General features: G+C 41.8%; 21 protein-coding genes, 2 tRNA genes and 1 pseudogene. 11 read left to right on the top strand and 13 right to left on the bottom strand.

Going from position 1 to position 19,933, the window contains the following annotated elements:
- The first annotated feature begins 12 nt into the window (after positions 1–12).
- The gene (locus tag HYI04_RS00845; protein WP_159152675.1) at positions 13–372 is read left to right on the top strand and encodes a helix-turn-helix domain-containing protein; all 360 of its coding nucleotides are present in this window, start codon (positions 13–15) and stop codon (positions 370–372) included.
- Between the two features lie 336 nt (positions 373–708).
- On the opposite strand, the gene HYI04_RS00840 is transcribed toward HYI04_RS00845, so the two are convergent.
- From HYI04_RS00840 to HYI04_RS00830, 3 genes are read right to left on the bottom strand one after another with little or no spacing between them, the layout of a single operon-like run.
- Positions 709–1,101: a hypothetical protein gene (locus HYI04_RS00840; RefSeq protein WP_159152676.1), complete on the bottom strand. Its 393-nt coding sequence runs from the start codon at positions 1,099–1,101 to the stop codon at positions 709–711.
- Between the two features lie 28 nt (positions 1,102–1,129).
- Positions 1,130–1,759, bottom strand: coding sequence for a DUF1294 domain-containing protein (locus tag HYI04_RS00835; protein WP_005401391.1), 630 nt, complete (start codon positions 1,757–1,759; stop codon positions 1,130–1,132).
- A gap of 13 nt (positions 1,760–1,772) precedes the next feature.
- A complete protein-coding gene (locus HYI04_RS00830) occupies positions 1,773–2,723 on the bottom strand; it encodes a homoserine kinase (RefSeq protein ID WP_159152677.1) in 951 nt (316 codons plus the stop codon).
- A 110-nt stretch (positions 2,724–2,833) separates the two neighbouring features.
- On the opposite strand from HYI04_RS00830, the gene hisF reads away from it, so the two are divergent.
- The gene (hisF, locus tag HYI04_RS00825; RefSeq protein WP_207778907.1) at positions 2,834–3,595 is read left to right on the top strand and encodes an imidazole glycerol phosphate synthase subunit HisF; all 762 of its coding nucleotides are present in this window, start codon (positions 2,834–2,836) and stop codon (positions 3,593–3,595) included.
- A gap of 74 nt (positions 3,596–3,669) precedes the next feature.
- Positions 3,670–4,131 (top strand): hypothetical protein, encoded by a 462-nt coding sequence (locus HYI04_RS00820; protein WP_159152678.1) that lies wholly within the window; start codon positions 3,670–3,672, stop codon positions 4,129–4,131.
- A gap of 343 nt (positions 4,132–4,474) precedes the next feature.
- Here the strand turns inward: HYI04_RS00820 and HYI04_RS00815 are convergent, their stop codons facing one another.
- Complete coding sequence (locus tag HYI04_RS00815; protein WP_159152679.1) at positions 4,475–5,113, bottom strand: hypothetical protein; 639 nt, start codon at positions 5,111–5,113, stop codon at positions 4,475–4,477.
- Positions 5,114–5,223: 110 nt separating this feature from the next.
- Between HYI04_RS00815 and HYI04_RS00810 the strand changes: the two genes are divergently transcribed.
- Positions 5,224–6,225 carry an AraC family transcriptional regulator gene (locus tag HYI04_RS00810; protein WP_159152680.1) on the top strand — a complete coding sequence of 334 codons (1,002 nt, stop codon included), beginning with the start codon at positions 5,224–5,226 and terminating at the stop codon, positions 6,223–6,225.
- A gap of 131 nt (positions 6,226–6,356) precedes the next feature.
- Positions 6,357–6,527, top strand: a pseudogene (locus HYI04_RS00805) (aquaporin); the annotation flags it as partial.
- Between the two features lie 93 nt (positions 6,528–6,620).
- Here HYI04_RS00805 and HYI04_RS00800 read toward each other — a convergent pair.
- Both HYI04_RS00800 and HYI04_RS00795 read right to left on the bottom strand, forming a co-directional pair.
- Positions 6,621–6,866 carry a hypothetical protein gene (locus tag HYI04_RS00800; protein ID WP_078389518.1) on the bottom strand — a complete coding sequence of 82 codons (246 nt, stop codon included), beginning with the start codon at positions 6,864–6,866 and terminating at the stop codon, positions 6,621–6,623.
- Between the two features lie 75 nt (positions 6,867–6,941).
- Positions 6,942–8,030, bottom strand: coding sequence for a DNA/RNA non-specific endonuclease (locus HYI04_RS00795; protein WP_159152699.1), 1,089 nt, complete (start codon positions 8,028–8,030; stop codon positions 6,942–6,944).
- Between the two features lie 257 nt (positions 8,031–8,287).
- Between HYI04_RS00795 and HYI04_RS00790 the strand changes: the two genes are divergently transcribed.
- Entirely contained in the window at positions 8,288–8,896 is a 609-nt protein-coding gene (locus tag HYI04_RS00790) for a hypothetical protein (protein WP_159152682.1), read from the top strand.
- Positions 8,897–8,954: 58 nt separating this feature from the next.
- Here HYI04_RS00790 and HYI04_RS00785 read toward each other — a convergent pair whose 3' ends face one another.
- Positions 8,955–10,835 carry a potassium transporter Kup gene (locus HYI04_RS00785; protein ID WP_062032068.1) on the bottom strand — a complete coding sequence of 627 codons (1,881 nt, stop codon included), beginning with the start codon at positions 10,833–10,835 and terminating at the stop codon, positions 8,955–8,957.
- A gap of 119 nt (positions 10,836–10,954) precedes the next feature.
- Here HYI04_RS00785 and HYI04_RS00780 point away from each other — a divergent pair.
- The 3 genes from HYI04_RS00780 (at position 10,955) to HYI04_RS00770 (ending at position 11,839) form a co-directional block, all read left to right on the top strand.
- Positions 10,955–11,044, top strand: a tRNA-Ser gene (locus tag HYI04_RS00780).
- Between the two features lie 313 nt (positions 11,045–11,357).
- Positions 11,358–11,585 (top strand): hypothetical protein, encoded by a 228-nt coding sequence (locus HYI04_RS00775; protein ID WP_004691623.1) that lies wholly within the window; start codon positions 11,358–11,360, stop codon positions 11,583–11,585.
- Between the two features lie 178 nt (positions 11,586–11,763).
- Positions 11,764–11,839: transfer RNA gene (locus HYI04_RS00770), tRNA-Thr, on the top strand.
- A 67-nt stretch (positions 11,840–11,906) separates the two neighbouring features.
- On the opposite strand, the gene HYI04_RS00765 is transcribed toward HYI04_RS00770, so the two are convergent.
- The 3 genes from HYI04_RS00765 to HYI04_RS00755 all read right to left on the bottom strand — a co-directional run bounded on the left by HYI04_RS00765 (position 11,907) and on the right by HYI04_RS00755 (position 15,335).
- Entirely contained in the window at positions 11,907–12,737 is an 831-nt protein-coding gene (locus HYI04_RS00765) for a cyclopropane-fatty-acyl-phospholipid synthase family protein (RefSeq protein WP_159152707.1), read from the bottom strand.
- A gap of 3 nt (positions 12,738–12,740) precedes the next feature.
- Positions 12,741–14,039 (bottom strand): FAD-dependent oxidoreductase, encoded by a 1,299-nt coding sequence (locus HYI04_RS00760; RefSeq protein ID WP_004978178.1) that lies wholly within the window; start codon positions 14,037–14,039, stop codon positions 12,741–12,743.
- Between the two features lie 414 nt (positions 14,040–14,453).
- The gene (locus tag HYI04_RS00755) at positions 14,454–15,335 is read right to left on the bottom strand and encodes a pirin family protein (RefSeq protein ID WP_159152708.1); all 882 of its coding nucleotides are present in this window, start codon (positions 15,333–15,335) and stop codon (positions 14,454–14,456) included.
- Between the two features lie 332 nt (positions 15,336–15,667).
- On the opposite strand from HYI04_RS00755, the gene ycaC reads away from it, so the two are divergent.
- Entirely contained in the window at positions 15,668–16,294 is a 627-nt protein-coding gene (gene ycaC, locus HYI04_RS00750) for an isochorismate family cysteine hydrolase YcaC (protein ID WP_004691629.1), read from the top strand.
- Positions 16,295–16,421: 127 nt separating this feature from the next.
- Complete coding sequence (locus HYI04_RS00745) at positions 16,422–17,345, top strand: LysR substrate-binding domain-containing protein (RefSeq protein WP_159152709.1); 924 nt, start codon at positions 16,422–16,424, stop codon at positions 17,343–17,345.
- 96 nt (positions 17,346–17,441) lie between these two features.
- Here HYI04_RS00745 and ahpC read toward each other — a convergent pair whose 3' ends face one another.
- The 3 genes from ahpC to HYI04_RS00730 all read right to left on the bottom strand — a co-directional run bounded on the left by ahpC (position 17,442) and on the right by HYI04_RS00730 (position 19,904).
- Entirely contained in the window at positions 17,442–18,005 is a 564-nt protein-coding gene (gene ahpC / locus HYI04_RS00740; protein WP_005401564.1) for an alkyl hydroperoxide reductase subunit C, read from the bottom strand.
- Positions 18,006–18,285: 280 nt separating this feature from the next.
- Complete coding sequence (locus HYI04_RS00735; protein WP_017396908.1) at positions 18,286–18,777, bottom strand: flavin reductase; 492 nt, start codon at positions 18,775–18,777, stop codon at positions 18,286–18,288.
- A gap of 80 nt (positions 18,778–18,857) precedes the next feature.
- Positions 18,858–19,904 carry a methionine synthase gene (locus tag HYI04_RS00730; RefSeq protein ID WP_159152710.1) on the bottom strand — a complete coding sequence of 349 codons (1,047 nt, stop codon included), beginning with the start codon at positions 19,902–19,904 and terminating at the stop codon, positions 18,858–18,860.
- Positions 19,905–19,933 lie beyond the last annotated feature (29 nt).

The raw sequence follows: 19,933 nt of genomic DNA, 5'->3' as shown, positions 1-19,933 counted from the left end.
ATATTGAATTAAATGCCAAAGTACGATTTAGAAACTCGAAAAGCAGCGATTCAACGCTATAAACTCACGGATTATAAGGTTGCCGTTTGCAAGGAATTTAACATCTCTCGTGTGACCTTAGACGCATGGATTAAGCTCGAAGAGGAAACAGGTAGCTTGTTTCCAAAAGCAGCGAACAATCGTGGAGCACCTAGCCATATTAAAGACTGGAATGAATTTCAAGTATTTGTTAAAAATACAAAATTTCAAAATATTAGTGATTTAGTTCCACTTTTTGAACAACACTTTGGCTATTCTGTTTCTTATGCAGTTTTGGTTCGCGCCATCCATGTTTTGGGGCTAAAACGTCGTCGCGGAAGATTCTACGCTTAGTCAAAAAAGGCTATTTTTTAATAATATTCTCTACGCATTTATTCATATAAATAAATGTACATTAATGTAAGGTTAATTTATTAAAAATGTAAATTATAATTATTAAAAAAGTAATTACCTATAAATAAAAATGTAAGTTATAAATATTAAAAAAGTAAATTTATTAATATAGAAAAGTAAAGATTGAAATTCAATTTAGTAAGGTACTTTTTAAAAGCCTGCGCAAAAATAGACATACTGCTGCATCAGCTTGGTTCATCTCGGTGCATAAATATCATCCCAAAAGATACAGACCTAAAAAAAGGGCATACAGCCCTTTTTAAATCCCATCACTTGTTATTGATACATCGTTTGATTGTCATTTAAACGAATAATGCCTTTAATGGCACGATACACAATCCACACCCATGACAACCCAATCACAGACACGCAGAAGGTTGAAGCACCAAGTGCGACACCTGCGAAAGCGGTGGCATTTTCACCCGTAAAGAATAAGAAAATAAATGGCACAAAGGCAATCACGTTCCAAATCAAATACCACCAAAAGGTGCGAATCTGCCAAGTAAAATGGCTCTCAAAAATGGAACCACGCACAGAGCCACGCTTCACATAATTAATCACTAAAGCAATAATGGCTAAAATGCCTGCGGAAAAAATCGCAACGATATACAAAATATAAAGAATAAAAGTCAGACTACGATTCGGATCTTGATCGACTGAATAATTCATATTGTCCCTCATAAAGTGGGCTTGAACTTTAAATAGGCAAACTATTGAAAGGAGAAATAAGCCATAAAATTAAAAGTATATTGAATAGAATTGTACAAAAGTAAATCTTTCTAAAGGGTTGTTTTTGTGTTTTATGTCGTAGCTTTTGCTGCGCTAACCATGCTGCAGGCCATCCCCCTAAAAATGAAAGGAGATGTAATGTATTTTCAGGTACACGGCGCTGCCCATTTTGTGCAGCCTCTTTGTCTTGTGCATAGAACCAATAACTGGCCGCATTCATCACACTAATCAACAGCAGCACCAATCCACTCAAACGCCCCAGCAATACCAATAGCGCCAAAAACACGATGTATGCCACCGACGCAATTTGCATTGGACTCCAACGTTGACCCTGTTCGGTCTTTTTCGGGGAGACTTTTTGGGTACGGCTCTTTTGGGTTTGTGATGCTTTTAAATAACTGACTTGCTGTGCGCGATAACGCCCTTGCGCATCCACAAGCACGTTGTATTCCAACGCACAGCCTAAAATAGGACGAGGACCTTGCCGTGCAAAGTCCTTGATATGTAAAAACACGCGATCTTTGCTGTCATCGTTGGGCTGAATAAAGCCATAGCCTTTTTCATCAAACCATTCAACGAGTCGTCCTTGGTCACGCATTTTTCTTTCCTATTTAAGCAGTTACAAACTTTAAGCGGTCAATCACCATATTACGCATTTCGGCAGGATTTTTCTGCAAAATGTCATCCCCAGTACGGCCTTGTTCTGCATTTTTTTGTGCCACTTGTAAACGCATCATCCAAAAACGCGCAGCGGCCATTGCAAGATACAACTCTAAGCAAGATTTTTCATCAGTCGTCAAAGGACGAATGCTTTCATAGGCGTTTAAGAATGCGATGGCCTTGTCTTCATTTAAATGCACACTTGGATATTCGGTACAGAAGTCATTTAGCGTAATCGCAATATCAAACAAGAACTCATCTTTATTCAGTTCATAAAAGTCTAAAATGCCTTTGAGCTGATTGTCCTCAAACAAAGTGTTGTCACGGAATAAATCCGAGTGGATAAAGCCCTTTGGACGATTCGGATAAACCGCCGATAATGCATCATATAACCCCAACAACTTATTGAGTAGTGCTTGATCCGCCTCACTTAATGTCGGTTTCATTTGTAACGCTACAGCAAGCCAGTAGTCATGGTCACGGTATTCTGCACGCTCCAGTGGAAAATTTTGCAGTGCGACGTGCATTTGTGCTTGTGCAACCGCAATCGCCTCGGCTTGCTCAAGGGTCGCAGGCATGGGATGTTTGCCCATCATCCGTGGGGCAATTTGTGCAGGTTTATCTTTTAAACTATGAATGGCTTTGCCTGAATGACTTAAAGGTACAGGAACCGCTAAACCAGCCTGACCTAAATGCTCAAGCACAGGAACCAACTCGCCTGCGCCCTGTTCATCCATTTCTTCAAATACAGTCAATACATACTGCACAGCATTTTCACACACAATAAAATAGTTCGTATTTTGAATACCGCCTTGAATTGGGATCAGATCGATTACCTCAAGTCCATAAGGTGCTGCAAACGCCTGAACTTCCTGTAAAGTCAAAGTGGTATAAACCGACATATAAAACCTGCAAAAAAACTTACATAAGTTTGATAGAATACCCGCTCCGACTATTAAGGTGTAGCATCTAAGTCGCGAAGTTTCATAATCGGCTGTTATTTTTGGAAAAAATTATGCTAGCTAAACGTATTATTCCTTGCCTCGACGTAGACAACGGTCGTGTAGTGAAAGGTGTTCAATTCCTTGATATTCGTGATGCAGGTGACCCAGTAGAAGTAGCACGTCGATATAACGAACAAGGTGCTGATGAAATTACCTTCTTAGACATTACCGCAACTTCGAATGGTCGTGACACGACTTATCGTACTGTTGAACGTATGGCTGAAACGGTTTTTGTTCCCTTAACCGTCGGTGGTGGCGTTCGCAAAGTTGAAGACATTCGCCTCTTACTCAATGCTGGCGCGGACAAAGTTAGCATTAACTCAGCAGCGGTGTTTAACCCAGAATTTGTACAAGAAGCATCCCAGCGCTTTGGCGCACAATGTATTGTGGTTGCCATTGACGCAAAAAAAACGGGCGAGAATAAATGGGAAATTTTTACCCATGGCGGCCGTAAACCAACGGGTATTGATGCGATTGAATGGTCCGTGAAAATGGCCGACTTTGGTGCAGGTGAACTGCTAATTACCTCGATGGATGCCGATGGCACCAAAGCAGGTTATGACCTTGAGCTGATGCGTCAAATCAATGACCGCGTGACTATTCCAACCATTGCTTCGGGCGGTGTCGGTAACTTACAACACTTGGCCGATGGTATTTTAAAAGGTGGCGCAGACGCTGTACTGGCTGCTTCGATTTTCCACTTTGGACAACACACCATTCCTGAAGCGAAAAAATACCTTGCAGAGCAAGGCATCGAAATGCGTCTATAAACAGACCATAACCGTAAAACCTATGAAAAGAGTGCTTTCGAGTACTCTTTTTATCATTTTAAAGATGAGAAAAAATGTATCACTTAGAACTAATCTTATTTATTTGTGGTCTATTGATCTGTTTTGTTTTCATCCTTTTGATGAAGAAATATGCTGACCGCCCTTTCGGTATGCTAGCCGTACTGCTACTCCTTGGTTTATGCCTGTTTAGCTATATCAGCTTCTGCAAATATCAGTTTAAACAGTATTATGAAAAAGCGCTGATTGCACCTGATCAAATTCGTGCTTGTGGTATTTTTACACAATGGTCGGAGGTCACCCATTATCGACGGCACAACATCAGTACTGAAAAAGTGTTTTACTTTCAGAGTGATCGACAAGCTTTTTTATTTAGCAATAGTCCGCGTGCCAGACAAAGCTTCCCTGATCTCAAAACCTTAAACATCAACGAGCATGTTTGCTTTCAGTTTTCCCCGGACTATACCGATGAAATGGATCGCTATATTTTAACCGACTTTAAAAAGCAGACGAATTAAAAGGCTCAGTTACGCTGTACTTCGGCACAGCTGAGCTAATGCTAAGTCGGACAGTACTATCGCCTCTATTATGCAGCAAATGTTAAAGCTTAGAATGTTCGCTGGATCTTGATCGAACTTATGCTCTCAATTTTTGAGATAAAAAAAGGGAGTCTTGCGACTCCCTATAAACCTAGAATAACTACAACATTGTCTTGTTAAACTGGAAAATGAAAAATGACGTACTAGTGCTCATGAGATGATTTCACCTCATCAACAGCTTTACTATAGAATGTTCAAATGACGAAATATTGACAATACATACCAATATTATTGACAAATCACGACAAAAATACCTATTCAGTTATCCTGCAACTGTTTCAGTCGTCTGCGCTGAGTTCAGCGTAATCGCTTCAGGTACCTTAACCCATTTTGCAGGGAAGACCTGATTGACCCACTGGGTGAGCTTATTTGAAACCACTTGGGGTAAAGCAATACCCAACGGATTTTGCTCTTGCAAATCTAGCGAGGAAATGACCCGCGTTCCTAAAATATAATCAAACCACGGCTTGGTCACACACCAGTTGGCATCCTGGTTGGAGTTCATATGATGATCATAATGCCAAGGAATTTTACGCATTGCCCAGTCTGGTTCTAAGTGCGCACGGCGGTGAATATAATAATAATTTCCTGCACTGTACAGCACAGACAAAGTCATGCCTTTGGAGACAGGATAAAATAACGTTCCAAACACACCTGCAACGACAGCGAGTGACACGATTTCATTTTTGGTACGCCAGTTGCTCCAACCTTCAACATAACCATGATCGTGAAATGTGGTTTTACGCACTTCTCTGTGATGCTCCCAATGCGATTTCATGCTGTCAGGCACAGGGCTATAGCGTGGCTTTCCAGCACGGTGTGTTCCATGCAAAATATATTTATGCGCAACCCACTCAAACGCATTGGCAACCACTAGTCCTGCGACAAAACCCTTCCACATGGCAAATTCCTCCTATATTCAGATTGAATATAATGTGGAAACTATGCTAAATATTGACCCTAGCATTCAAATTCATTGACAAATTACGACAAGAACAATAGAGCCAATAAATGCAACATTTCAAAGATTACACAGGTTCTGTCTACGGTGGACTGGGACATTTACTCTATGCCTATTGCCAAGCCGTGGGCTACCCAATTTCTGAACAGCTTGAAAAAGCACAGAACTTAGAACGTTTTGATTATGCCCTGTGGTTAGAGTTACTGAATGATCTTGACAGCCATCTGCACATCCCTGCGCTCGGACTCGAGATTGCAAAGTATGTACAGCCCAAACATTTAGGCATTTTGGGCTATATTGCACTGTCCTGCGAAAATTTAGGCGAAGCGCTCACCCGTTATCATGACTTTCACCGTCTCATTTATGATGGCAGCTCACTATATGTTGCAGTTGAAGGTGAAAATCTATGCTTTGGTTGGGTGGAGATGCCGATTGAACTCACCACACAACTCAGCAATGAAGTGGCAATGGCGCTGATCATTCAGTTTATGAAGCACTTTGTCGCCCATGATGACATCCAGCTCAGCGAGGTTCATTTTACTCACCCTGCCCCGAAAAATACGGCACTGTATGAGCAGTACTTTAATTGTAAAGTTCGCTTCTCTCAAAGCCGACCTATGATGATGATTCCCCTAAGCGAATTATCCATGCCCTTTCAGCAAGGTGATCAAACCCTGCAAAAACTGCTCTTACAACAAGCCGAAGCATTGCTGGAAAAACTTCCCAACTCCACCCACATCGACCAGCGCTTACAGCATGCGATTTTAACGGGGCTACAAAAAAACCAATATCAAATTGAACATATTGCTCGGCAACTGAATTTTTCAGTCCGACAGCTGCAACGTTACTTACAACAACAAGGCACGACCTACCAACAGCGGATGCAAGAAGTCCGACGCATCTTGGCGGAGCAATACTTAAGAGATCCACACCTCAGCTTACAGGAAATTGCACTGTTGCTGAGTTACTCTGAACAAAGTGCTTTTCAACGTGCCTTTAAACACTGGACCCAAGTCACACCTCAGCAGTGGCGTATCCAGCATTTTCACTAAAATCGGATCTGTTTGATCCACGTCATCAGGATGTCATGCTTTTTTTGTTAAATTGATTAAAAAAACGAGCATTTCTCGTTAAATATAAAGTTCTACGCGAATAAAACATCAATAACTACAAAAAGTGCATTATGAATAAATATCTTGCTGAATTCATCGGAACCTTTTGGTTGGTCTTCGGAGGCTGTGGCAGTGCCATTTTTGCAGCAGCTTTTCCCGAGTTGGGCATCGGCTTTCTTGGCGTTGCACTTGCCTTTGGTTTAACCGTTTTAACGGGTGCCTTTGCACTTGGACATATCTCTGACGAGGATTAATTTTTTCTCTCTCCATTAATAACAAAGCCTACAATCTGTAGGCTTTGTTATTGTTCCACATGGAACATAGATAGACTTATGTTATAAAAATGGATTGTCAATTTCATCCGACTGCGGACGTTCAATTTTCTCAGGAAGCTGAGCTTCACTTTCAAGCTGTTGCACAATGGCATTCAGATACGCCTGCAATGCTTTGGCCGCAGCTAGGCCAGCTTGGTCTTTGGTGAGTTGTAAATTGCCATAAATACTGACGCAGTCCGTGTCATTTTCAAGGGTCAAATCATGAATGGCATGGGACTCGTTGCCTTGTACAAAAGGTTTAAACATTTTATTTTTACTCGTATTTATTCTTCAGGCATTGGGTACTGAAGTCGAATACTATACATCCAACTGCCTAGAACTTTAACGTAACAGCTGCAAAATATATTGCAATAAGACGTCGACCAATTGTTTCACAATCACATCTTGATCCGCCGCATCAATACCCGTGCCCTTTGTGATGGTGCTACCACTACTCGACTGAGTAGAGCCCGATTTAAAGTTTTTTTGTAAGGCTTTGAGCTGCTCGGATGAAACCTCTTCTGCACACTGACTTTCCGCATCCCAATGTGAATACTGAATTGCACTATTGGCTTTTACCGCCGTTGCTGTCAATGGTAGTTTATAAGTATTACGTTTTTGCTCTTCTGTCAGTTGCGGAAATAAATTCACACCCAACTGCTCTTCCAAATAGCAGACACTGACAATTCTTACCTGCTGTGAATTATCATTCGGTGCGTAATAAGCGCCGATTGCACCTGTTTTTGGCATATAGACCGCTTTGTAAACCGCACTCGGAACAATCACTCCCTGACCAATGGTCTTGAGCTTTTTGCCCTGAAATACAGGCCCAGTTACCACAAAAACATCCAGCTTTTGCTTGGTCACAAGTGCCCGTGTGGCTTCTTCCAATTCACGCCACACTTGCTGATTATTTTTAGGGGCCTGTGGCACCATATTGGCCAAAGAAAAACTGTCGAATTGTGCGGCTTTGTTGGGCATATCAGCATTCGGTGCCATATGTCCACGGTCATAGCCTGAACCACGGTAGTCCGACAATGTCGCTCGATGTTCGGTTGCAACATTATTTTCTTCGTGAAAACTATCTTCACGTGGAATTTTTTGGCTCAGGCGCTGCGGCGTCAGGGCCTCTGCAACCCAGAGAGGTGTTTTCGAAACGCCCGAATACATCACATTAAAACCGTTAAAGCACAGTGCATAGCTGTGTTTACTTAAACTTTCTTTGAGTAAATAAGGCGGAATTTCCCGATAAAATTGTTCTAAACAGGCTGAATTTGAGCTTGGGCTTAAAGACACGTATTGCTGAATTTTTTCTTGACCAAAGGCAATCGCAAAACTTCCCGTTGCCACCAATCCTAAAATCACTTTCAGGCCATTTTGATTAAACATGTTAAAGACTGACTTACCTGAACTACTTTTCTTCTTCGCCATCACAACTACAATAAACATCGGTTTTTCACGAGCTTAACAATCAGCGTATACGAAGTATATCGCTCGAGTTCTATTCGCATAACAATTAAACAAAACGCCATATTTAGATGATTTTGCATGTAACAAAATGTCTTTTTTGTAGAGTTTTTCTACGGCAACGTGATGCGATTGCGTATCTTTGATTGCTGTCGCTTCAAAAAATATGCCAAGGTAAAAATGAATCGAACGAAATAATACATGCAATTTACGGAGTTCTTATGCATTCTAAGATTTTAGCTTCTCTTGGTTTAATCGGCACAGTGATAAGTGCTTCAGCCTTCGCCGAGCCACCTATCCAACCGGGTGACACCTTAGAAAGTCTCTCTCAAGCCAAAGTCACAACTACTGTTAATGGTCAACCGGGTTCTATTCAAGAACTCGTAAGCTCAGGGCAAATTAAATTGCTTGATCCAAATGCAGCACCTATCAGCCCAGCGAGCCAAGGTGTACCCAATGACCAAGCAGTGATGCCAACCGCACCACAGAGTGAAGCCCCTGTTCAACAGGCCGCACCTGACACCACAGTGCAACAACAAGTCGCTGCGACTCCAACAGAGCAACATCCACTAGCACCGAATGCAGAACTCTCAGCACAACAAGCTGAAGCGGCATTAAATGATGCTGTCGCACCCACGGTAAATACAGACATGAATGCTGCCCCAGCTGCTGCACCGCCATTAGATTCATCAGCAGAGGCACCTGTCAATGCGGTTGATCCTGATTCACTGCCATTACCAGATGCCCCTGCTCAAGCACTTCCTGACGCTTCAGCAGAACAACCTGTCCAAGCGATGCCTGAAGCACCTGAAAATGATCCAATGAACTAAGACTTCAACTGATTTATCCTCCAAAAAAACCAGCATATATGCTGGTTTTTATTGAAGTTTAAATCTGGATCTGACTACCCAGCTCAACCACGCGATTGGTTGGAATTTGATAGAAGTCGCTCACAGGACTGGTATTCCGTTGCATTGAGATAAAGAGCTTTTCACGCCACGGCGCCATACCATCCCCTACAGTACTGATAATCCGTTCACGCGAGATGAAAAAACTAATTTGCATTAGATCATATTCAAAACCAAGTTCAGCATAGGCCATTTCCAATGCTTGCGGAATATTTGGCTGATCTTTAAAACCATAATACAAAGTAATACGATAAAAACGGACATCCAGTTTTTCAACACTACTGCGTTCTTGTGACGAAACAAAAGGAATATCGCGTGTAATAACCGTTACCATGATGTTGCGTTCATGCAGGACTTTGTTGTGCTTAATATTGTGAAGCATTGCGTGTGGCACAATATTTGGTGTACCAGTCAAAAAGACTGCATCACCTGGAACGAACTTAGTTTCACTACCCATACTAATGCTTTTAATAAATAGGTCTATTGGCAATGAATCCTTTTCAAGACGCTTCAACACTAATGCACGACCATCTTTCCATGTCATTAAAATAGTATACAGCACTGCACCAATTAAAATTGGAACCCATCCACCTGATAAAATTTTAAGCGAAGTCGAGGCAACAAAAACTGTATCAAGTAACAAAAATGGCACGGCGAATAATGCAACTTTCCACATTGGCCAACGCCACAACCCATAGGCCAAAATAGAGATTAAAATAGTGCCACACAACATAGTCATGGTGACCGCAACCCCATAAGCACTAGCCAAATTCTCACTATTCTCAAACAATAAAATTAAGATCAGTACAGAGATATACAGCGCCCAATTAATAAATGGCAAATAAATTTGACCGCGCTCTACCTCTGAAGTATGTCGCACTGCCAAACGAGGTAAATAACGTAATTGAATGGCTTGATTAACCATAGAAAATACGCCCGTAATAACCGCCTGAGATGCGATAACTGCTGCTGCTGTCGCCAAACCAATCATTGGAAATAGTGCCCATTCTGGAATAAGCATATAAAAAGGATTCGCGAGTGCATCCGCGTCACGCAATAACAATGCTCCTTGCCCTGCATAATTCAATAACAAACATGGTAATACAATAATAAACCAAGCTAAACGAATCGGAAGACGACCAAAATGTCCCATATCAGCGTAAAGTGCTTCGCCGCCCGTCATAGTCAAAATCACGGCACCCATAGTCAGAAAAGCCACATAGGGTTGATTAAAGACAAAACTCAATGCCCAGTACGGATTAACCATCAATAATACATGAGGGGTCTGAAAAATACTCCACAGCCCTAAAGCACCAATCGCTAAGAACCACAGTAGGGTTAATGGCCCAAAGAATTTCCCCATTGTCCCTGTCCCATGGCGCTGTACCAAAAATAAGCCAGTGATAATTCCTATGGATAAGGGCTCTAACCACTGATTAAAAATAGGCGTAGCAATACTGAGACCTTCTATTGCAGAAAGAACCGAAATTGCAGGAGTAATAATTCCATCACCAAAAAACAGTGATGCACCAATAAATCCCAGAGCAATAAGATAAATTTTCTTGTTATCACTAATTAAGGTGGTTCGCAGATTTAGTGCCAGTAAGGACATAATTCCGCCCTCACCGTTATTGTCTGCTCGCATAATAATCGTAACGTATTTAAAACTCACCGTTAGCATCATGCACCAAAAAATGAGGGACAAAATGCCTAAAACTGACGCTTCTGATATCGCTAGATGGGCTGTTAAAAAACATTGGCGCAGTGCATAAAGTGGACTGGTTCCAATATCTCCAAACACGACCCCAAGGGCGGCTAAGGTGATTGCGGGCAATGCGGCTTTTTTTGCAGTACTTTGCATAGGGTGTCTTCAATTTAGACAGTATTTTTGCGAATCATATCATCACGCTAAAAGTTTTTCTCTAAATCAATTGTTTCACCTTGTCGATGGCTATGTTTTTCGATATTATCCTCCGCCATGGTGAGGTGTCCGAGTGGCTGAAGGAGCACGCCTGGAAAGTGTGTATACGTTTGCGCGTATCGAGGGTTCGAATCCCTCTCTCACCGCCAAAATTTTAAAGACCTTAATCGAAAGATTAAGGTCTTTTTTTATGCTGAACATTCTTATTTAGACTTGGCACAAAGTCTGCTTTATAAAAATGACTCTTCACCCAATAGGATAATTTGCACCACAAAGTGAAATATTTATTCAAAAATAAACGCTTGAACCTGATTCAAACTTGAGCTAAAACAATTTCTAAGGGAGGTTAAAATAAATCATCAATGATCATCTAGATGCAATGTTTATGAAGCACAATTCATTTGCGGTATATAACTAGCGAAACACAAAATTGACCAATAAAACTGCTATTCGGGAGTCAGAATGAATAACAGCACCAATTATGTCAAACAAATTAAAAACGCTAAACGAGGCGGTTATACCCCAACCCTTGCAAAGGATGTCAACAAACATAAAATTCAAAAAGCAATTCGTCTGATTGAACAATGGAGAACGCTGGCCAATGAACTCAAACCTCAAATGCAACTCGACATGGCTTTTACATTGGAAGAATGTGCCCAAGACCTCGATCAAATTTTAAGAAGCAAATAAGTTCCATGTTTTCACTTAACCCTATTTAAAAACAGTTTCATCACAGCCACCCAAATTTTATTCTTAGCTTTCACCCACCCCTTGGTGGGTGAAGTTTGCACAAAAAATCTTGCGCATTTCAATCGCTCACTTTTTGGCTTGCGTTTTCAAGAAAATCCGCTATTATTCTCACCACGTTGCCGGCATAGCTCAGTTGGTAGAGCAACTGACTTGTAATCAGTAGGTCCACAGTTCGAATCCGTGTGCCGGCACCATTTTATACTTAGCCTCGCTTTTTAGTGAGGCTTTGTTGTTTCTGGCCCTTTGGTTTTTTATTTCATTTTAAATGTCTTTAACTGCTGTAATTTGAACATAGCGCACAATGCCCTGTTCAAATAATTTTTGGCAAAGCTTAGCCGTCATTTTAATTTTGAAATAATCCAAATTTTGAGCGGCCTGTTGGATTAAATGCACATGATAATAACGAGAAAACCCCGCCAAAACTGCATCTGATAAATCTTCAATAGCAACCTGCTGATAGCCTTGTGCTTCTATCGAATGCTTTAAATTCGTCTCTAACTGAAGATGTTCCAAATGAACATCGGCTGCTTTTAACAGCATTTTCAGTTGAAGCTTCTCAAAACGATTTAAATTCAAAAATGCATCACTCAACATCAGATAGTGAAAACCGATGCGCCCTTTTGAATTTAAAACAGAATGGGTTGATCTTAGAAATGAATTTACATCACTGTGATAAGCGGCATCGAGGCACAACACCACATTAAAAGGTGCTGAAAATAGCTTTGAATTTAAATTTAAAAATGACGTTTGAATGATGTGTATCTTTGAATTTAAAGTGTGTTGTATGTGCTGAACACATTCGGCTTGTAACTCAACCGCACAAAGTTGCTGAACATGGTAATGCTGCTGCCACAGCAATAGACTCGCACCCTGTCCACAGCCCAAGTCTAGAACACGGTCATTTGATTTTAGCTGTAATCGATCAGCAAGGTGTATGGCTAGTGTTTGGCAAGCCTCAGGATAGGATGACCTTGCATCATCCCAATAGCCAAGATTGCTCCAAGCCAATACAGCGTGATCTCCCAATTGTTTTGCATCAATTGCATATTTATGTTTGGGCAGATGTCGCTGTAAGGTTTGGAGCCATTTCATGCTTTAGTAGCCGAGTTGTGGGGCAACCTCAACTTTAGGTTTTAATCCAACAAACGGCAATGGTGCACCGAAAATTTCTGCAATATGCATTGCTGAAGTTACGGCAGACTCTAAAATAGGCAGACCATCGCACGACCATGAACCACAGAAGAAGACTTTTCGGTTAGCACTTTTATGGCGTTGTTGTAACTCTTTATTCAAAGCCACAGTTTGCGAGTCCACCACCGCACGGGTCAAAGTTACAGTTGAAATCACTTTTTTCGGGTCAATCTCGGTCACAGGCTGCCACGTTTGGAACACAGCGTTTTTACCGACCAAACTTGGTTCGACTGAATTAAGCCAAACCGTGAACTGTTGACGGGTAAACTTACGGTCCATCATATAGCTCAGCACCGACCAGTCTTTACGCTTAGGCGGCATCACGGAAGGATCAGTATGGATCACCAGCTGACCTTGCTCAAAACGGAACTGCTTTAACAGCGCAATATCATCTGCAAACTGAACAGGATCTAAAAACTCTTCAATTTTTGTGGTTGGCGTTGCCACCACCACACGGTCAAACAATTGCTGTTCGCCCTTATTATTTTCAACCAAAACTTTGTCACCTTGTTCAGTGACTTTGCTAATAGCAGATCCGCTTTGGATATTGATGTTTTCAATCAATTTATCGACTAAGGCAGGTGTTCCACCTTGTATACGCAATAAAGCATCGCCATCCGTCAACTGACGTAAAAAGATCAGCAGCGGTTTCGCTGGCCATTCGCCGATGGTTTTTGGATTACAGGTACAGATGGTGTAAAGCACAGGCATGACTGCGCCATGCCAAAACACTTCTTCAATGTCATGCTGGTTGATAAATTCAGCCAAGGTAATGTCTTGATCTTTAGATTTGAAGAATTTAGCAATCGCGGTTTTAAGCTGCAACATACCTTTAACCAAGCGCCATCCATACTGCTGTAGGCCTTTACGGTTATTGATAATCGGGAAATTGCCAATGCGGCTACGGGTAGTGGTTAACCATGTTTCTGTACGGTCTTCAAACAACCAACTACATGCCATGTAAGTGCGTACTGGATACGTTTTGATGCCTAAATAAGTCGCAAGACTTAAGGTGTTTTTCCATAAGTGTGGGTTCATGACACGTAACGGAGCATCAATCAGACCACCTTCAAACTCTGTACTGTGGCTATCCATTCCTCGCCCAGTCAGTGCTTCGAAAATAGTAATATTATGCCCAGCATCCTTTAGAATTCTTGCGGTAGCAAGACCGGCCATGCCGCTACCAATAACTGCAATATCCAAAATTATGATCCGTCAGTCTGACTTATATTGACTGAAATTATGACCCAATGTCGAAAAAATAGGGCTATTAAAAAATACCAGAATCACATTTTTTCATGTGCCGCACCAGTAGAACGATATCTGCTTAAATTACATTTCATTACACTAAAAAATCACTTAAATAAGCACAGGTTTTTTATACAATTTATTTTAAATAAAAATATAAATTGTTTAAAAACAAAGTATATAAATTAACTATTTTTATAACATCTGTTTTACAAACCAGCGAAAAGGCGCTAAGATACGCCCCGCATAAAAACGACAACTACATCACATAATAATTCATGACCAACTATGCAAAACAAGAAGACTACAGCGCCTAAAAAATCCCTACCCTTGACCGAGTAGGGATTTCTTCTTTTTAGCGACAAGATTTTAGTCCACCACAGCAACAGGGATTTCACCAAACTTGCCACGATTAAAATCGTCAAAAGCTTGCACAATTTCCGCTTTGCTATTCATCACAAATGGACCATAACCTTGAATCGGTTCATTCAGTGGTTCACCGGTCAACACCAAGAACTTAGTGTCTTGCAGCGCTTGTAGTTGAATTGCAGCTTCGCCATCTTGAGCAAACATCACAATGGAACTATCCACCACTTTTTGCGTGCCATTAATCAGCACTTCACCACTGAGCACCACCACAATCGTGTTATGCGTGACGGGCACATGGATAAAAGTTTCGTACTCTGCTTTTAATTCACCATCCCAAACATTGACGGGACTATACGTTTGAGCAGGGCCATGATGACCACCAAACTCACCCGCAATCACACGTAGATGTCCAGCATTGTCATCCATTTCGATGCGCGGGATATCCGCCACGGTCAAGGCTTGATAACGCGGTGTGGTCATTTTATCTTTGGCTGGTAAATTCACCCAAAGTTGCACCATTTCAAACAAGCCACCATGCTCAGCAAAGGCTGGAGAATGAAACTCTTCATGCACCACACCTGAACCCGCAGTCATCCACTGTACATCGCCAGTATTGATGGTCCCACCGCCGCTGCTAGAGTCTTTGTGTGTCACTTCACCGCTATAGGCGATGGTAACCGTTTCAAAGCCACGATGCGGGTGTGAACCCACACCACGTTGCGATGTGGTTGGATCAAATTTGTAAGGTGCTGCATAGTCCAAAAGTAGAAACGGACTAATCGCTTGTCCTAAGCGGTCATATGAAAAGAGGTTTTTGACAGGAAAACCATCACCAACCCAATGCATGTCTTGATTACGATAAACACCGATTACTTTTTTCATCTTGGAACTCCTATATCGATAGGATGAATATGCAATCTATACTACCCCTTTCCTCAGCCCTCTTATAGCACTGCACTAGTACACACAATCACACAGATAGGACAATCTCGTTAGAATCATCTCACCTGCATAAAAACCAATTTAAAAACAAAGCCATTCTTTATTTTTATGGCATATTTTTGCTCAAATTTTCCTATTTTCAAGATTAAGCATCTCATTTGGCTTATTTTATTGTCTCATTTTCCTACCTATGATGATGTTCAAGCTCAAGGCACTAACCTTCTTACTGATTGCCTTGAGACTCGACTGATAATCACAACGAGGACAGAAAAATGGCGAAACCTTATATTCGCTTAGACAAAGATAATGCAGCGGTTCTTTTGGTTGACCACCAAGCGGGTCTCCTTTCATTGGTCCGTGACATTGACCCAGACAAATTTAAAAACAATGTGCTGGCACTGGCTGCTGCCGCGAAATATTTTAATCTTCCCACCATTCTGACCACCAGTTTTGAAGAGGGTCCAAACGGTCCTTTGGTCCCTGAATTGGTCGAAATGTTTCCCGATGCACCCTATATTGCACGCCCCGGGCAAATCAATGCATGGGACAATGAAGACTTTGTTCAAGCCGTAAAAGCTACAGGTAAAAAACAATTGATTATTGCGGGTGTGGTAACTGAAGTCTGCGTGGCCTTCCCTGCACTGTCAGCACTGGAAGAAGAGTTTGACGTCTTTGTGATTACCGATGCATCGGGAACCTTTAACCCCATCACACGTGATGCAGCATGGGATCGCATGTCTCAGGCAGGCGCACAGCTGATGTCATGGTTTGGTGCAGCTTGCGAATTACACCGCGACTGGCGTAATGATATTGAAGGCCTCGGTTCACTCTTTGCAGCGCATATTCCAGACTATAAAAACCTGATTCAAAGCTATAGCAAAAATACAGCGCAGAAATAATCAGACCTCAGTAAAAGCGATCTTCGGATCGCTTTTTTGTCGTGTGCAATCGTTAGCAATGATACAGTATCAGATCATCCATCGCAGACTGCCTTCGGTCACAAATCAATACAGGCTTGAACCCATCATGCATTCATTTGACGACTATTATTATTTTTATCTTGTGGTCAAACACGGCGGTTTCAGTGCTGCAAGTGATGCCTCGAACATCACCAAGTCTAAGCTTAGTCGCCGTATTTTAGACCTTGAAGCCAAATACAACGTGACCTTAATTCAGCGTTCAACACGACATTTTAAAGTCACCCCTTTGGGCCAAGAGCTATTTGAAGAATGTCGTCAAATCATTCAGCAAGTCGAAAGTGCGCACAATGTTTTACTGAAACAGAAAAGTGAACCGCAAGGTTTAATCAAGATCAGCTGCCCTTCTGTGATGATGCGCTATCAAGTACGAAGCTTACTCAATCATTTTTTAAAACAATATCCCAAAGTCCAAGTGGAAATGGAACTGACCAGCCGTCGTGTCGATGTCTTGCATGATGACATTGACCTTGCCATTCGGACCAATTTTAGTGCCAATGAAGACTCGAGCATTGTGGTCCGTGATGTGGTCAAAACCACGCATTGTTTGGTGGCCAGTCCTGATCTGTTACAGGACCGTGAAATTCAATTTGCCACCGAGCTGAATGATTTTCCAACGCTCGCACTGGGGGTACAAAAGTCTGATTATCAATGGTTATTGCATCATACCCAGAGTGATGAACAGATCGTGATTCCTTTAGAACCACGGGTCAAAAGTAATGATGTCGCAGGCGTGTATTACTCGGCTCTGGATGGACTCGGCATTGCCAACCTGCCTTACTTAACGGTAGAGGCAGATATTGCTTCAGGTCGCCTGATTCACATTTTGCCCGACTGGTGTTCCAATATTGGAACCGTACAGTTGGTCTATGCTTCACGTAAAGGACAACGTTTGGTCATGGAAAAACTGATTGAGCATTTGATTCAGGGTTTAAGAGACTTTGCCAGCACCAGCAAGGGTTACCATCTGTAAAAGCTAAAAGAACCCGCATAAAAAATCAGCCACTTGGGCTGATTTTGTACAGGCATCATGCTCATGACTCAGCACAATGCAACTATCGAGGTCAGCTTAGATTTTACCAACCAAGTCGATTGACGGCGCAAGCGTTGCTTCACCTTCTTTCCATTTTGCAGGACATACTTCGCCTGGGTGCGCATGCACATATTGTGCTGCTTTCACTTTGCGTAATAGTTCAGACGCATCGCGACCAATACCGCCAGCATTAATTTCAATAATTTGGATTTTACCTTCAGGATCAATCACAAAAGTACCTCGATCTGCTAGACCTTCAGTTTCAATCAGCACATCAAAGTTTTTAGACAAAGTCCAGGTTGGATCGCCAATCAATGGATACTGAATTTTACCAATCACATCTGAAGTGTCGTGCCATGCTTTATGGGTAAAGTGGGTATCGGTCGATACGCCGTAAATTTCTACACCGAGTTTTTGAAATTCAGCATAGTGATCGGCTAAGTCACCCAATTCTGTTGGACACACAAAAGTGAAATCAGCAGGATAAAAAAATACGACAGACCATTTGCCTTTCAAGTTTTGCTCAGACAACTCAATGAATTCACCATTTTGGTAAGCAGTTGCATTAAACGCCTTAACTTCAGTATTGATTAAACTCATGTATTCGTCCTCAAAAGATTTGTGAGATTGCTTAAGTGATACAGCGAGAATACGCACAAATCTAAAATTGGTAAAACAGTAAGTTTTTATTATTTTTATCGGATTTTTAGATTCAATATTTCCCCTCACGCTGTTGCCCGATTTTCACCATTTTGTGGTCTAAATGAAAACCTTTCGATTTTTCAAATGAGCTCAATACAGTCAAATCCAGAGTCAAGCCGAGGAAAATCTATGATTTGGAAGGTCATTTCAAAGCTTTGATGTTCAATTCAAAGTGAATTTAAGCCGTTTCCGTCTGCCCAACTTGATGATAAGCACGATTGAAATAAACCAAACTTTGCTCATGCTGGCTTTGTTGAATCGCGACAATACGGCACATAAAAACCGTATGTGTTCCCACTTCTTGAATGTCATCAATTTCACAGTCAAAATTGACTAAAGCATCCTTTAAAACAGGCGCGCCCGTTTCTAGCTCTGTCCAAACACCATGTTTAAAACGCTCTTCAGACGTCATTTTAGATGCAAAGACATTCGAAATATGCTGATGTTGTGCACCTAACACATTCACCGATAAAATTTTATTGTCGACAAAATGTGCATGTGAACGCGATGCTTTATTCATGCAGACCAATAATGTCGGTGGTGTATCCGTCACACTGCATACGGCAGATGCTGTGAATCCATGACGATCAGCCATGCCTGCCGTAGTTACGACACTGACTGCACTGGTTAACAAAGACATTGCATCTCTAAAGTCTGTTGCTTCAATCATCATTTTATTCCTCAGTAACGGACACATGCTTGTACTCAGATAAAAGCTACCCATTTTATCAAACGGGTAGCCCTTTCACATCACGCGCTTGCTGCGTATGAAGCCGAAAGTTCTTGTCGAATAATTTCTGCACCTGCGCTTAACGCATTCAGCTTACCACGTGCGACTTCACGTGCTAAAGGTGCCATGCCACAGTTGGTCGAAGGATAAAGTTTATCTGCATCTACAAACTGAAGTGCTTTACGTAGTGTATTCGCAACTTCTTCAGGTGTTTCAACGGTGTTGGTTGCCACATCAATCGCACCGACCATGACTTTTTTACCACGAATCAGCTCAATCAGATCCATTGGTACACGCGAGTTTTGACATTCGAGTGAGATAATATCGATCTTGGATTTCTGTAATTTAGGAAAAGCCTCTTCATATTGACGCCACTCTGAACCCAAGGTCTTTTTCCAATCGGTATTGGCTTTGATGCCATAGCCATAGCAAATATGAACCGCAGTTTCACATTTCAGACCTTCAAGTGCTCGTTCAAGCGTTGCAACACCCCAGTCATTCACTTCATCAAAGAACACATTAAATGCAGGTTCATCGAACTGAATGATGTCCACGCCAGCAGCTTCTAACTCACGCGCTTCTTGATTCAAAATTTTGGCAAATTCCCAAGCCAGTTTTTCACGGCTTTTGTAATGACCATCATACAGCGTATCAATCATGGTCATCGGACCCGGCAACGCCCACTTAATCGGCTGATTTGTTTGGCTACGTAAAAACTTAGCATCTTCAACAAAAACAGGCTTTTGACGGCTTACTGCACCGACTACTGAGGGTACACTCGCATCATAACGATTACGGATACGAACCGTTTCGCGTTTCTCAAAATCAACGCCATCCAGATGTTCAATAAAGGTGGTGACAAAATGTTGGCGGGTTTGTTCGCCATCACTAACGATATCAATCCCAGCATGTTGTTGTTCTTGCAATGACAAACGTAAGGCATCTTGTTTTGCTTCGAGTAATGCCTCACCTTCGAGTTTCCAAGGTGACCAAAGTTTTTCAGGCTCAGCAAGCCAAGAAGGTTTCGGTAAACTGCCCGCAGTTGATGTTGGTAATAAAATGGCCATTTTAAATCTCTATTTCAATATTCTATTTC

Source organism: Acinetobacter sp. SwsAc2 (assembly GCF_013391465.1).
Lineage (GTDB): Bacteria > Pseudomonadota > Gammaproteobacteria > Pseudomonadales > Moraxellaceae > Acinetobacter > Acinetobacter johnsonii.
The sequence above is the reverse complement of the archived record's forward strand: the minus strand, read 5'-3'. Positions and strand labels throughout refer to the sequence as shown.